This is a genomic window from Micromonospora sp. AKA38, assembly GCF_027925725.1.
In the GTDB taxonomy this organism is placed as follows: domain Bacteria; phylum Actinomycetota; class Actinomycetes; order Mycobacteriales; family Micromonosporaceae; genus Micromonospora.
On the sequence record NZ_BNEI01000005.1, the window covers coordinates 1,812,632 to 1,826,055 of the forward strand.

General features: G+C 66.4%; 12 protein-coding genes. 4 read left to right on the forward strand and 8 right to left on the reverse strand.

The annotated features are described in order from the left end of the window. Nucleotides 1–259 precede the first annotated feature (259 nt). The 3 genes from TPA0908_RS25035 (at nucleotide 260) to TPA0908_RS25045 (ending at nucleotide 4,019) form a co-directional block, all read left to right on the forward strand. Nucleotides 260–2,248, forward strand: coding sequence for a GmrSD restriction endonuclease domain-containing protein (locus TPA0908_RS25035; protein WP_281941859.1), 1,989 nt, complete (start codon nucleotides 260–262; stop codon nucleotides 2,246–2,248). A 29-nt stretch (nucleotides 2,249–2,277) separates the two neighbouring features. Beyond that, nucleotides 2,278–3,465, forward strand: coding sequence for a restriction endonuclease (locus TPA0908_RS25040; protein WP_281941861.1), 1,188 nt, complete (start codon nucleotides 2,278–2,280; stop codon nucleotides 3,463–3,465). A 107-nt stretch (nucleotides 3,466–3,572) separates the two neighbouring features. Next, a complete protein-coding gene (locus TPA0908_RS25045) occupies nucleotides 3,573–4,019 on the forward strand; it encodes a hypothetical protein (protein ID WP_281941864.1) in 447 nt (148 codons plus the stop codon). On the opposite strand, the gene TPA0908_RS25050 is transcribed toward TPA0908_RS25045, so the two are convergent. Genes TPA0908_RS25050 through TPA0908_RS25070 form a run of 5 tightly spaced genes read right to left on the reverse strand, consistent with a single transcriptional unit; the run spans nucleotide 4,012 to nucleotide 7,669 of the window. Beyond that, complete coding sequence (locus TPA0908_RS25050) at nucleotides 4,012–4,977, reverse strand: hypothetical protein (RefSeq protein ID WP_281941866.1); 966 nt, start codon at nucleotides 4,975–4,977, stop codon at nucleotides 4,012–4,014. The two genes, TPA0908_RS25045 and TPA0908_RS25050, sit on opposite strands and share 8 nt — an antisense overlap. Further along, nucleotides 4,974–5,588 carry a thymidylate synthase gene (locus TPA0908_RS25055; protein WP_281942694.1) on the reverse strand — a complete coding sequence of 205 codons (615 nt, stop codon included), beginning with the start codon at nucleotides 5,586–5,588 and terminating at the stop codon, nucleotides 4,974–4,976. Before TPA0908_RS25055 ends, TPA0908_RS25050 begins: the two co-directional genes overlap by 4 nt. A gap of 9 nt (nucleotides 5,589–5,597) precedes the next feature. Next, the gene (locus TPA0908_RS25060; protein WP_281941867.1) at nucleotides 5,598–6,215 is read right to left on the reverse strand and encodes a type 2 periplasmic-binding domain-containing protein; all 618 of its coding nucleotides are present in this window, start codon (nucleotides 6,213–6,215) and stop codon (nucleotides 5,598–5,600) included. Next, nucleotides 6,212–6,628: a TIR domain-containing protein gene (locus TPA0908_RS25065; protein WP_281941868.1), complete on the reverse strand. Its 417-nt coding sequence runs from the start codon at nucleotides 6,626–6,628 to the stop codon at nucleotides 6,212–6,214. Before TPA0908_RS25065 ends, TPA0908_RS25060 begins: the two co-directional genes overlap by 4 nt. Nucleotides 6,629–6,661: 33 nt before the next feature. Next, on the reverse strand, nucleotides 6,662–7,669 hold the full coding sequence (locus TPA0908_RS25070; protein WP_281941869.1) for a hypothetical protein: 1,008 nt from the start codon (nucleotides 7,667–7,669) through the stop codon (nucleotides 6,662–6,664). A gap of 131 nt (nucleotides 7,670–7,800) precedes the next feature. Between TPA0908_RS25070 and TPA0908_RS25075 the strand changes: the two genes are divergently transcribed. Next, nucleotides 7,801–8,592: a hypothetical protein gene (locus TPA0908_RS25075; protein ID WP_281941871.1), complete on the forward strand. Its 792-nt coding sequence runs from the start codon at nucleotides 7,801–7,803 to the stop codon at nucleotides 8,590–8,592. Here TPA0908_RS25075 and TPA0908_RS25080 read toward each other — a convergent pair. The 3 genes from TPA0908_RS25080 to TPA0908_RS25090 all read right to left on the reverse strand — a co-directional run bounded on the left by TPA0908_RS25080 (nucleotide 8,579) and on the right by TPA0908_RS25090 (nucleotide 13,393). Further along, nucleotides 8,579–9,301 carry a hypothetical protein gene (locus TPA0908_RS25080; RefSeq protein WP_281941873.1) on the reverse strand — a complete coding sequence of 241 codons (723 nt, stop codon included), beginning with the start codon at nucleotides 9,299–9,301 and terminating at the stop codon, nucleotides 8,579–8,581. The genes TPA0908_RS25075 and TPA0908_RS25080 overlap by 14 nt on opposite strands. A gap of 79 nt (nucleotides 9,302–9,380) precedes the next feature. Continuing rightward, entirely contained in the window at nucleotides 9,381–10,571 is a 1,191-nt protein-coding gene (locus tag TPA0908_RS25085; RefSeq protein WP_281941874.1) for a hypothetical protein, read from the reverse strand. A gap of 14 nt (nucleotides 10,572–10,585) precedes the next feature. Next, the gene (locus TPA0908_RS25090) at nucleotides 10,586–13,393 is read right to left on the reverse strand and encodes a hypothetical protein (protein ID WP_281941876.1); all 2,808 of its coding nucleotides are present in this window, start codon (nucleotides 13,391–13,393) and stop codon (nucleotides 10,586–10,588) included. Nucleotides 13,394–13,424: the final 31 nt, after the last annotated feature.

Sequence of the window (13,424 nt, forward strand, 5' to 3'; positions counted from 1 at the left end):
GCGCAGTGCCGGAAGCGACATGGACCGACGGCGGACCCAGGCGTAACCGGACAATCGTCCCGGGCGGCGTAGGGCTGGGATAGAACGGCTGATCATGGGGTGGACACCCGAAACCAGACAGGGTAGGACAACAGTCGGGGCCGTTCCGTACCGCCGCCGTCGGCGTCTCACCGTCGGAGAGCGGCCTGTCTCGTTCAACGTCGCGGCAGAGGCCCTGGCTCGGCTTTTACCTTCTCGGCAATGAAGAGGTTACTGACTGATGCACGTGGACAGGATCGAACGGTCCATCGGAAAGCTGATCGACGAGATCTCGAATGCCGAGATCCTGCTTCCCGAGATCCAGCGCGAATATGTCTGGAAGCCGACACAGGTGGCCAAGCTGATGGACTCCATCTACCGGGGCTATCCCTTCGGATCCCTGCTGTTCTGGGAGACCGACGAGGCACCGGAGACCCGCGAGATGTTCATCAGCGGACCGGAGGCGGTCCCGAGCAAGCCGCCGCTCTTCCTTCTCGACGGCCAGCAACGCCTGACGTCGCTGCACCGGGTGTTCACCGACCACCCGGAAGCACAGGTCGTCTTCCACGTGGAGAACCAGAAGTTCCAGAACCAGAGTGCGGCCACCCAACGCGATCCGAAGTGGGTCAAGGTGGCGGACGTGCTCGATCAGAAAACCTCGATGGTGCGCCTGACCCAGCGGCTGCTCGATGCCAAGTCGTCCCTGGAGGACCACGAGATCGAAGATCGACTCAGCCGGATCAAGGACCTGCGCAATCGTCGATTCGTCATGGAGGTACTGAAGGGCTTTCCGTACGAGGAGGTCGCGGAGATCTTCGTCCGGGTCAACAGCGGCGGTCGCCGCCTCGGCACTCTCGACCTGGCGATGGCCACCCTGTCGACGCGGTGGAAGGGGGTGCTGGCCGAACTGCAGAGCGAGTCGGAGCACTGGCTCCGCCACGGCTACGGACACATCGATGTCAATTTCCTGTCCCGGGCGTTGGCGGGGGTGGTCCTGGGACGGGGCCTGTCGGTGTGGTCCCACAGCAAGCTGCGGCAGACCAGTGACACCGATCTGGAGCGGGGGTGGGGGGTGGTCAAGTACGGCCTACGACGGCTGATCCCGCTGCTCCGGTCGCACCTCGGGCTGACCCGTTCCGACCCCCTGCCCTCGATGATCGTCCTGATCCCGTTGGTCGTACTCCTCGGCGAGCGCAAGGACGACACCATCGACCCGGAAACCTCGAACGGGATCATCTACTGGCTGCTGCTGGCCACCATCCGCACCCGCTACAGCGGATCCACCGACACCCGGCTGAGCCAGGACATCCGTGCCGCCCGACAGCCTGATCCGGTCCGCTCCCTGTTGGAGGGCCTCAACGTCGAGAACTCCCGGGCCGAGGTGACCGAACGAGCGCTGCGCGGACGGACGAAGGAAAGTCCCTACTTCTTCCTCAGCCTGCTGGTGGCGCTGGCCGGCGACGCCCATGACTGGTGGTATGGCGGTGACATCCTCCCGGATGCCGCAGACGCGCCGAAGCTCGAGCACCACCACGTTCACCCGCCTTCGACGCTTGACGACACCCGGTTCGACAAGGCGATGATCAATGACCTCGCCAACCTGGTGTTCATCTCCAGCCAGGCCAACAAGAAGATCAACGGGCGAAGCCCGGCTGACTACTTCCGCGAGCTGAGCAACGAGGAATTGCGGGCGCACCTCGTGCCGCTTGACGAGTCGCTGCGGGACCCGGACGGCTACCAACGATTCCTCAACGCGCGCCGCACCCTGCTCACGGATGCCATGAACTCGCTCCTGGACCGCTTCCGTCCTTCGTTCCTCGGCGAGGTGACCTCCGAGAGCGCCGACCCAAGTGCCGGCTATTCGCTCGATCTGGCGTTGTATGGCGGACTCCGTGACGGTGGCCAGATCGTGCTTACCGCCTCCGGCGACGGCATCTCCTGGGCCGGGTCGGCGAGCATGGCTGAGATGGACAGCGCGATCGAGTCGGCCCGGGTCTCCGGCATCGACAGCGACGTGACGATCGCCGGGGAGTCCGTTCCGGTCGAGATGATCGAGGACTCCTTGCAGGTGCGGATCGGGCCGTTCCTGGTCACCGGGACGCCGGACGAATGGCGGACCGTCTTCGACCGGGAGCTCGACACGTCGCAACCGCTCTCGACCCTGCCCGTCATCGAGACGAAGCCCTGGGACGGAAGCTCGGTGAAGTTCCCGATCACCAGCACGGACTGACCGCTCACGCACTCGCACAGAGGAACCTGATGGCACAAGCATGGATCGTCCGGGCCGGCCGTGACGACAACTACGATGCACTCGCCCTCGACAAGCACCTGATCGCGGTCGGCTGGTCGGCGGCGGGAGACCTGACCGGCACCGTGAGTCCCGTGGAGATCAAGGACCGGGTCCGAGCGGCCTATCCGGACGTCGAGGGGCGTGCGGTGGAGAACTTTGCGATCCAGTTGATCGCGTTCCGATCGCGGATGGCCGTGGGCGACGTTGTGCTCTTCCTCCGAGCGACGAGCCCCGATGTCGCCATCGGCAAGGTGGTGGGGCCCTACGAGTACCGGACGGACCTCCCGTCGGGGATCCGGCACGCGCGCGCGGTGAGCTGGTCGCGCACCGACGTGCCACGGGCGTCGGTGGAGCGAGAGGTGCTCGCGCTGCCGTCGCTCACTACCGTCTACCGAATCAACCAGGCCGACAGCATCGCGCGCCTCGAACGACTCCTGGGTTCGACGGCGCCGATGCTCGTCCTGCCCGAGGAGCCCGTCAACGCCGCCGAACGCGACCACGACGTCGCACCGTTCACCAACCTCAAGCGCAACCTCAACTACGCCCGCAGCCTTGCCACCGCTGGCCAGCATCTCGCTCAGCTCAAGGTGGGCGCCTTCGAGGTGTCCGACGTCTTCCGGGCCGCCTGGGTGCAGAGCGTGGCCGCGCTCGACCACTGGGTACGGCAGGAGGTCCGCGCCCGGATGCTCAAACTGGTCGCTCAGCCCTCGGTCCAGAAGCCCAAGGCGTTCGCCACTTTCCAGATGGCACTCGGGCTGGTCGAGCAGGTCCAGCTCGGCACGAAGACCCTCGTGGACGCCCTCGACCAGCAACTGCGGGACCAGGGCCACCTCGTCTACCAGAACCCGGACAAGATTCGGGAAGGCTTCGCCCTCGTCCACGACGTCAAGGGCTTCTGGGATCGCGTGGCACAGGTGCTCACCCAGCAGGGTGGCGACGGGGTCTCGTTCACCGGCAAGGAGGTGCAGGACCAGCTTCGGCAGATCGTGCAACGCCGGCACAAGATCGCCCACGAGTACGACGATGACCCCGACAACCCGACGGGAAAGCGGCCCATCGACGGTGCCGAAACCACCCGGACCATCGACTACATCGAGCAGGTTGCCGCCGCGATCCTGGATGTCCTGAACAGCGCTTCCGATCACCCGACCGGGTGAGGCCATGACCCGTCCTCGTCGGCCCGCGGGAGGGTCCTTGAGCCATGGTCGGCCGCGTGGCACTCTTCCCTCATGTCGGTGCCGATCTTCGCTCGTGAGGCTCCGTCATGACGCTGTTCCGTTCGCGGCGTCGCGTCAGTCGCGAGGAGAGCCTGGCGATCGTCTCGGCGGCCGCCTCGCTCTCCTCGATGTTCGGGGTCGCGTGGACGGTCGAGGATCGGGTCCCGCAGCGGAGCGCGACAGCGTGCGCCGACGCTCTACGTCGTGGTGGACGACGGGACGCCACGCTTCGCCTTCCACGGGAGGCTCGAGACTGGTTCGACCTGGATTTCGACGCCCCGGAGGCCGGCTACGCGTTGGCGTTCGTCCTGGTCTGGTCGCTTGCCGCGACCGACACGGCGGCCGAGACGTCGGGTCGAGATCATGTGCGGGTGGCAATGTGGCACCTCACCCACCTCCTGCCGGCGTCGGCGCACCGCGTACTGCCGGACATCGAGGACGCGCTGCGAAGTGCTGGCAGGCCGCCCCGACATGCGGTCGCCGGCCTCAGGTGAGCCGGCCAGGGGCGTGACCCGACTGCCGGAGGGACCTCTCCAGGTGCATCAGGAGCAGGAACGGCCTCGCCCGCTGCACGGCCTTCCGCCAGGTCAGGGCACGTAGTCCGTATTTGAGGACGACCGTCGACGGCACGGTGGCACCGAGGACGTCCCAGACAACCTCCTGGATTACCTGTCCGCCGATGCGCGGTCGAGCGAACTCGGCAACGGTCTCCCGGTATCGACGTGCCAGTTCACGAGCGGTCGCCTCCGGGGTCAGGACCGGGTCGTGCCCCCGTGCGACTGCCGACAGAGACTCGTCGAGCAGTGTTCGGAAGCCCGCGTTGTACCGCCGTGACTCGAGGATCTGGTCGACGTTGAGCTGGTCCAGCGTCCCGATCTGGAGTTGTGCAAGCACATCCCGCACCACCGCGGCCTCGAAGCGTTCGGGTTGCGGCCGGCCGAGATGCCGGGTCAGTTCGGTCCGCACCGCCGGGTTGGACAGCATGCCGTCCTGCCCCAGTTCGGAGGAGATGACGAGGGAAGCCATGTGGTTCCGCAGGCTCACGATCTCCGCCGCGCCCTGGCGTAGCGAGCCACGGTCGCCGTCGTGGCGGCGGTACGCCTCCTCCCGGATCGCACGCATCACCTCGTCCATGCGGGTCAGGCTCGTGCGCATCTGCCCCTGCGGGATGACCAGGTCGGCACGTCGCCGCCGCCCCGAGGACGGGCCGTAGCGCACCCGGCCGCCGTCATCGACCTCGTACTCGTGGCCCCACAGCCGCAGGAGCCCGGCCTCGTGCAGCTCGTCGACCCGACGGTTGATCTCGCCGGCACGCTCGCGGTAGACGGATGCGACCTCGAAGGACGCGCGCAGGACGACACGGTCGGAGAAGAACACCACCGACTGCAGGACCCGGTCGATGGTGTGCGGGTCGACCAGGCCGCTGTCCAGCAGCGTGAGCGAGCGGGTCATGACGCGCCTGCGAGATAGGTGAGGTAGTCAACCTCGTAGATGTGGGCGCTCCACGCGTGGTAGCAGACCTTGGCGCCCTTCGCGCCGAGAGCGAGCGCGGCGTCGGCCGCCAACTGCGCGAAGGTCAGCATCTCCGGCACGAACCCGATCCACACGTCGACGCTGCGTGCGGTCAGAAAGAGCACGAGGTCGTCGCCGACGATCCGGAGGGCGCCACCCACTGGTGAAACCGGGAAGCGGCCGCCCAGGTCCTCCTCCGGCCGCCACATCGAGAAGACCGCCGACCGGCTGTGTGCGTCCTGACGAAGCAGTTCCGTGGCGTGCGCGAACTGGTCGATCGGTGAATCGTCCGGGCCGATCCAGCCGCGCAGTCGCTGGTAGAGCAACGAGGACTCGCGCTGGTCGCCGAAGATCCGGTCCCGGTAGTCCTTGATGAGTTCCGGGTATAGGTAGCCGGACGGCGGTGTCAGATCCGCCGCATTGCGCAGCCGGACCGTGAGGCCGGGAATGTCGAAACAGATGCCGTGCCGGGTCGTGACCCGGGCGGGGCCGCCACGGGCGAAGATCGACAGGACGTCCGCCCAGCCGGCCGCGACGGTGGCCATCTCCATCTCCACTGCTCATCTCCCCGAGGTAAAGCTCGGCAGGGTGAGGGCCGTCAGATCGCCCGTCCCCGGCCATCTGACGGACTGGGACCGAGTCACGACGCACATGTCGGTGGCGAGAAGGGGTACGTCGATGTCCAGTCCATTCGCGGCAAGCGTCTCCCCCGACGTCACGAGCAACACGCCGGCACCATGGTCATCGGCGCGGATCACACCCTCGGTTGAGCCGTGCAGCCGTACGATACGCACTGGTCGCTGGTCGGCACGAGCGCTCAACCACGCCTCGGTGATGGCCGGGTATTCGGTGTAGATCGTCTCGACGTCCCGGCCCGCGACGGTGCAGTAGGTGACGAAGGAGGTGCGGGCCGCGGGCAACGCTCGCATGATCAGTGGCTCGCCGGTGGCGAGACAGAACTCGACACACACGTCATAACCGGTGATGCCCAGGTCGACGGCGCCCGAGGCCACCAGCTCGGGGATGTCGAAGCCACGACACCGGACGAGCACATCCGTGCCGGACCGCTGCCACAGTGAGCGTGGGTGCGATCCTTGCGGCGCGGCGAGGAGGTGACCGAACATGTCGGCGACCGGTTCGAACAGTCGGCTGGACGGCCCCGGGGCGGCGATGATCACGGTGACGTCCTCGCTACGCCTTGGGGATACCTCCCAGATCGGATGGTGTCGCTGATACCGTCGACCGGCACCACCGCGTCGACGAGTGCGCGCAACGCGAATTCGGCCGGCAGCTCGGAGAACAGGACGGTCTTCCCTTGCCCTGCGGCGTAGCCGACCTCGATGCAGACGCTCGCGCCCGCGTAGCCGCCGTTGGCGACCACGAACACGGCGTCCGACTTGGCGATCTTCGCGAGAAACTCGTGGGTGAGGCGAAACTTGTCTGCTTCGCCGACCGTGACCACTTGCTCGTTGTAGTCGTATCGCGGCGTGTAGACGATCATCCCGAGAGCACGGAAGGCCGCCTCCGCCTGGCGGGCCGTGTCATAGAACTTCGAGCTGCTGCAGATCGTGACGGACCTGAGCTCTGACATCGTTCCTCCGAGTGCGGGCGACATGTGATGGGCTCAGGTGAGCGGTACCAGATGTCGCGGCATCGCGAGGTACCCGACACCGGCGTGCCGCCGAAGAATTCCTTCCCAGGTGACTGAGGGAGCCTCGCCCGGGCCTGGTTGAGGCAGTCGCCGGCGATCGGCCAATGCCGGGTAGTCGAGATGAAAGGGCCGCACCGCCAGTCGTCGCGGAAGCCCGGTGCTGATCCGGACCAGTTCGGCGTAGAGCGATTCGAGTTGTGTGGCGGTCCAGTCACTCGCGCCGATCGCCGGGTACACGTCGAGGCCGATCTCGATCGCCAGGGCGAGCCCGTCGCGAATGGCTGGCCATTCCCGGCTGTCGGGTGGATGGTGCAGCGTGGTGTGCAGCTTGATGCCGCGGATCGCCGCCGGATCGCGCGCTGCGGGATGAGCGCCGCTCAGGCGCCAAGCGTACGCCAGCGTGGAGAGGTTCGACTCTACCTTGAGGACCACGGAGTCGAGCAGGTCACGCACGGCCAGCGCATGGTGAATCTCGAAGACGAGCGATGGCGCCAGCAACGGCTCTCCGCCACTGATTCGCAACAGGTTGAGCCTCCGGCCGGTCCGCAGGAGCGCCTCCCGGAGCGCGACGAACTCCGCGACGACAGCGTCGGCGCTCGCCACGAAGTGATCAGCGCCGGCCAAGTGCGTGTAGTCGACGTAGCAGTAGGAACACCGAAAATTGCAGGCGGCGACGTGGGTGATGGCCGCCAGGTTGTGATCGGTCCAGTGGCCGCCGAGATGGGCGGCCACCGTCACCGGGCTGTCCGACAGGTTGGCCATGTGGCGGAGTTCGGTGAACTCCGGCAGGGCGGTCGGAAGGCGCATCCGGGGGCGGCTGACCGGGGTGAAGAGGCGGAACTGCCGCGTCTGCACGTTGCCGAGCTTGGTCCGGCGAAGGTCCGTGAAGGCGTACTCACCCTCGCCGGCGTTGACGATGCGATGCGCCCGGCGCAGGAGCGGGCGCACATCCGGGGCGGCGTGGGAAACCTTCTTGACCATACGACCTCCCCGGCTCGCACGAACCACAGCGACGAGTGCCGTCGACAACCAACGAATCGTCCCGTTGGCCGTGAGCCAGGTCAAGGCGTCACACGCCGACGACATGCCAGCAACCCACTACCATCCGACTTATGGACGTTGATGGACTGCCATCGTCAGTCTTAGATGTGGTCGGCAGGATATTCCCGCTCCTCGGCGTGAGCGGGACTATTGTCGCCTTGTTCCTTTTTATCTCGTTCGTGTGGGGTTGGTACGAGCAGGTGAGATCGTTGATCTCGCTGACAAGGAAGGCCCGAGCGGCTGCCGGTCGCGGTACGGATTATTTGCAGAGGACCAGGCCCAAGCGCCTCCCAGTCCTCGTAATCACGACAGTTGTCGTGCCCGTGGCCCAGCTACTCACGGTGACGCTGTGCTTCATTACCGGCAACTACATATCAATCGCTCTTTTTCCGAACTCAGTCGACCCGCGCCCAAAGACCGCAGCCGAATACATCGCGTCTCTGCATGTCGATTGGATATCCGGCAGCTACACCGTGCTAGCTCTTTTTATTCTTGGTCGATCCTATCTTCTCGCGCGAAAATCTGAGCCGATACATGAAGCATCGGCGTCGAGCGCCGCCCTCCTCGCGTGGCCCGCGGTTCTACTCGGGCTCGCTGCGGCGGTGACACTGGCGGCTCTGGTCATCCTCTTGATGCTGAGCGTCGCACTTACACTGCTTGCTAAATTGTTCGGCGAGGACATCGCGGTCGTTTCTTTTGTTTCGGTCAACCATTCACTTCTCCTGCCGCCAGGCGCGATTCTGCTAATTTCCGCACTGTACTGGGCGGCTTGCTCCTTTGCGGTCCAAGGTTCGCAACTCTTGGTCACCGCTTGGCAAAATAGCCGAATTCTGGACGCAGAAGAGGTACTCAAGTCAATTTGATCGACAGGCCTCTTCTTGTGAGGATGGCAAGCATTCCTGCGGCGAATCGCCGGGCGACACGCTCGACATGGTCGGCATACCGCGCTTCAGCGACCAACGGGAAGAGGGGGACCACCTCGGTGGCGCTGTTTCGGTCGTCTATGAAGCGGGAGACGACCACCTTGGTGGGCAAGATGCGGCCGACCATTTCGGTTGCACTGAGGATGTCGTGGTTGTCGACGACCGCCTTGGGCTCGACGACAAAACGTCGGTCCGCGAGCATGCAAATGGCATCAGGAATCTTGACCTCTCCCCGCATCTCGCGATTATAGAAAGAATCTTCATGAGTATTCGGCGTGTAGCTGATGTACAGACTTTCCGACACTCTACTGGACCCACCAAACGCCACCCTGTCCTCGCTGTCGGATCTGCTTATATCAGACCAGGAAGGCATCTCCAGATTCCATCCCCACGCGGCTCGCTGGAATCGTCCGGGACGATCGAACAACCGCACCATCTTCGGATCCGGCACACGACCGAGAATTTCTTGAGTGTGATTGATTGCTGCCACAACGACTCGCACGGCATTGGCGTGGTGGGTCTTGTTTCGAGCAGCGAGAGAATTGCGCTCCTCCTCCTCCAGCCGCTGCTGCTGCAGAGATGCCTCCTGCGCCGCAGCCGCCTCCGCAAGATCCCCTACTGCCTTTTCGAGCCAATCGTCTTTCGCCATACCGAGAGGATGGCCACCCGTGGTGCGTGATCACAAGACACTCGCGTGTAGACATGACGCCTTCACGGCCATTCTTATCCTACAAGCGCCCGGTCGTGACTCCCAGCAGCTCCGCCCACCTCGACGACGGCTCGTCACCGGCGAGCAGGATGACGCCGTTCTCCGCGCAGATGTCCCACCACACAGATTCCGTGTCGCCGGACACAAGCAACACCGCGTGGACTGGCAGGTCACGAGTGACGAGGCGATGCCGGTATTCCAGCACCTGACCGAGGCCGAGCCTCAACTGCTCCACGTCGTTACCGCCGACGATGCTCTTCACCTCGGCGATGAACTGCCGTCCGTCGCTGTCCCGCCAGGCGAGGTCCACCGGCACTCCGCGCAGGCCGGTCCCGCACGGCACACCGATCGAGGCGAGATGATCGAGCAGCGAGCGGCACAGCCGATCGTGTTCGTCGACGCCGGCTCGATATCTCTCCGCGTCGAACGCGCGCTGCGCCGGCAAGCCGGCGGATGCCGCCGCCCGGGTGTAGGGCCGGTCAAAGCCCTGAGGATCGGTCGTCGTGGCTTCGGTGGCGTCGCCCGTCAGCCACTCCGCCGCCTGCCATGCCCGAGCCACCACGTCGGCGCGGTATCGCCCCCCGAAGGAAAATGGCCCGGCGGCCAACCAGCAGCTCAGCAGACGCAGACCGGCGACCACCGGCGGTTGGCGCAGCAGCCAAAGCGCCGTGTCCAGGTCGGGACAGCGGATGAGTAGCTTTTCCTCGGCAAGGGTCTTCGTATCGTCGTCGAGCACCTCGATGCCCCACCGCTGCCACTCTTCCAGGTCGATGCCCCCGGTCTCCACGACGAGGCCGATCGGCGCGGCGTGCAGGCGCAACCACAGCGCCGCCCCGGACTCGTACAGGCCCAGGATCTCCAGCACTCCGACCGTCAGCCGGAGCATCGGTGTGCCGCCGTCATCCAGGCGGGACAGAATCCAGTATCGGCCCGCGGTGCGGGCCGCCTCCGGGACGACGGTGCGGGCGACCCACCCGGCGATCGCCCAGGCACGACGGCGGGACTGGTCGAGGCCAGCGGCCCAGTCCTCCTCGGCATCAGCCGGTGCGGGCGCCAACGGGGCGACGACCGGCTCGGCGAAGACCCAGGCGGCCAGATCCGTCGGGTGGAGCATCTGCCAGAGGCGTGAGCGTCGGGCCGACAGCATCTCGGCCACGTCTTCCACGTCTGCCGCCGTCCACCAGGTCTTGGAATCGCTCACATTGGTCAAGACAGTTCCTCCCATCAACCGTCGCGTTCATGCCCGCTTACCAAAGTTTTGCCCCTGGGGAGACCACCACCTCTGTCCACGATCCTGGCGTCCCGGACCATCTCCAGGTACTCCTCTTCCTTCTCCGGTGACGCCTGGGCACCCGGTGGCAGGGTCCGCAGGTGCGGCGCGACCTTGTGGCGACGGCGCGTCCCCACATGCCCAGGTGGCTCATGCGGGGTCGGGGCAGGCTCCACCCGGGGAACGTAACGCAGCAGGGTCACCCGACGGTTACCGGAGCGTGGCGGATACCAGGGACGACCGTCGACATCGACGGAGCCGCCGACCCGCCGGAGCGCACCACTGGCGATGAGCCGCTTGACCGCCCGGGGAATGTCGCGGGCGCGGCGCGGCGGAAGTCCCAACCTCAAGCAGTTGTGCACGAGCGCGTCCTCGGCGAGGATCGCTTCCCCGTCCTCGGTCAGGTAGCCGAGTTTGCGCACGGTGTGCATCACCCAGCTCATGTCATTGAGATCGGGCACCCGTCCCGGCCTGCCGGCTCCTGGGGCGTGTTCCCGGGTCACCACCCGCGCGTCGTACCGGTGGGCGAAATGGACGCCGTCGATGCGCTCGGACGTCGTCAGCGGGGTGGCGCTGATCCTCACCCGGTCGCCGCCACGGGGCCAGGTCACGGCGACGATCGTGCCCGCCGGTAGCTCGGCCGGCCAAGGGATCCCGGCCAGTTCCCACCGGTCGCCCCGGGTCCGCAGGGCCGTCTGACAGTTCAGGTTGGCGGACGAACCCCGAACCTGATGGTCGATTCGCAAGTGAAGTCGACGGGCCTGCGACATGCCGAGCTGTGCGTCATCGGGCAGCGGGCACCAGCCGCCGTCGAGGTGCGCCTGGCGGAGGGCGACCGACCAGGTCAGCTCGCGTCCCTCGGTACGCAGCCAACTCGCCGCCGCGTCATCGTCCCCCGGCCCGGTCAGGCGGCTCCTGCCTCGCGGCGTCTCCGGGATGACGTCTACGTCGTCCGTCGCTTCCCCGTCTCGCACGGCATGCCGCGCCAGTCTCTCCGCCTGCACGAAACCCCGATGAAGCGTGGGGCAGGCACAGTGGAAGACGGAGACGCGATGGCTGAGCCGGACGAGCGCATCGAGGTGTTGTCCCGTAAGCGGCGAGAGTGGAGTGTCCATGGGCGGATAGGCCTGGCGGGCCGCGAGCGTCACCCGCAGTAGGTTGGCCGCCCGCTCGTGCCGCATGACCAGTAGGACACGCCTGGAAACCTGGGTGACCCGGAGCGCGGCATCGCACGCTGCCCCGAGCGCGGAGTCGAGCGCGTTCGCCGGACGGGCGACGCTTTGACCTTGCGGCCCGTTCGCGGTCGCCCATCCATAGCCGGACGGCCTGTCTTCTCGGTCGTGGGTCTCGACCGCGACGACTGTCGTGCCACTCGCCCCGGTGGGCGGGACACAGGTGAAGAGGGCGTCCACCTTCGGTGCGGCCTTCGTCTTCGGAGGCTCGACCTCCTTCTTCGGGGAAGGGGAATCCGTGATCGGCGCCGCCTTCCTCCGCTCACGAAGCACGTTCGCCAGCTCCGGCACACAGCCCGCGCAGGGTGGCGTCTCATCGACGTGCGCGCAGCCAGCAGAGTGCTCCCGGCAGAGGTCCGCGGCCAGCCCGCCCAGCACAGGATCTGCCTCGCCCACCAGCACCACCGCTTCGGCCAGGCACTCGGCACGGAGCTGGCGCAGCGGCGCCCCCACCCAGATGCGGGCGGCGCGAACATGGAACGCACCGACCATCAGTCGCGCTTCCAGACACCTGGCGCTCGCCCGGGCGTACGCCTCGGCGACCTCCCGCAGACGCTCCAGCAGTTTGCCTCTGGCCGGCGTCACCGCCGCTCGTATGTCGGTCTCCAACGCGTGACGGGCGCTCTTGAGCGGGGACAAGATCTCCTCGGCGCAGGCGACCCACCGCTCTGCCACCGCCGGGTGGAAGAGGTCGACGTCGCGTCGGTGGCCCTGAACGTCTGCCAACGCCTTTCGGATGAACTCCGCATCGGGAAGCCGACTCAGCTCCCGAACGGTGCCCGGCATTGATCCGTTCCTGGACGACTCGTGCGCGTTGAGCCACACAAACACGTCGCGGTCCGGCAGGGACAGCGCGTGCGGAGGTAGGCGTCGCCGGCGGAGTGCCCGCGTCAACGCCTTCTCGAACTCGTTCGGCGCAACGGCGCGAAGAAGCGCCGCCGGCAACGGCTCGACGATCGTCAAGGCGGCAGCCGTTTCGCGTTCGCGCTGGTAGGAGTCCTTGAACTCAAGGGCGGCGCGCTGGCAGGACGACGCGAGCACGTCCCGTACCCGGGATCGCTCAGCCGCGACCCCGTTGTTGCCGGACAGTGCGGCGATGCGCGCCTCGGTATCCACCGTCAACTCCGCGAAGCGCAGCGCGGCGACCGTGGTCGGTTCGCCGGTCCTGCGTTCGAGCAGCTTCCGTTCGGGCGGTGACAGCGGGCCGCCCTCGGCGATGGACCGGTGAAGTGAGGCCAGCCATGTCATGTCCCGGGGTAGCGGACTGATGCTGTCCGGCACGTCACGTCGGGCGGGTCGCGCAGCCTTCTGCATCTCCTGTGCCGAAGGGTGCGACTTCTGGCCATAGCATCTGCTGCACAGCAGCTTGGACCAGTTGCCGCCCACGGTGACCACAGAATTCGACATGGACGCGTGCCCACAACCGGAGCACTGCAGGGTGATCGACCGGTCGAGGGTGAACCGCTGCAACTTCCCCCGAGCCGGATAAGCCCGCATGATCCGGTACGCGGGCCCGTCCCGTTGTGCCATTCACCGTCCTTCCGAGACGAATCGGTGGGAT

Coding starts and splice junctions, on each gene's coding strand:
- TPA0908_RS25075 (WP_281941871.1), top strand. CDS start 7,801: ATGGACGTTGATGGACTGCCATCGTCAGTCTTAGATGTGGTCGGCAGG.
- TPA0908_RS25050 (WP_281941866.1), bottom strand. CDS start 4,977: ATGACCCGCTCGCTCACGCTGCTGGACAGCGGCCTGGTCGACCCGCAC.
- TPA0908_RS25070 (WP_281941869.1), bottom strand. CDS start 7,669: ATGGTCAAGAAGGTTTCCCACGCCGCCCCGGATGTGCGCCCGCTCCTG.
- TPA0908_RS25045 (WP_281941864.1), top strand. CDS start 3,573: ATGACGCTGTTCCGTTCGCGGCGTCGCGTCAGTCGCGAGGAGAGCCTG.
- TPA0908_RS25035 (WP_281941859.1), top strand. CDS start 260: ATGCACGTGGACAGGATCGAACGGTCCATCGGAAAGCTGATCGACGAG.
- TPA0908_RS25080 (WP_281941873.1), bottom strand. CDS start 9,301: ATGGCGAAAGACGATTGGCTCGAAAAGGCAGTAGGGGATCTTGCGGAG.
- TPA0908_RS25065 (WP_281941868.1), bottom strand. CDS start 6,628: ATGTCAGAGCTCAGGTCCGTCACGATCTGCAGCAGCTCGAAGTTCTAT.
- TPA0908_RS25055 (WP_281942694.1), bottom strand. CDS start 5,588: ATGGAGATGGCCACCGTCGCGGCCGGCTGGGCGGACGTCCTGTCGATC.
- TPA0908_RS25040 (WP_281941861.1), top strand. CDS start 2,278: ATGGCACAAGCATGGATCGTCCGGGCCGGCCGTGACGACAACTACGAT.
- TPA0908_RS25090 (WP_281941876.1), bottom strand. CDS start 13,393: ATGGCACAACGGGACGGGCCCGCGTACCGGATCATGCGGGCTTATCCG.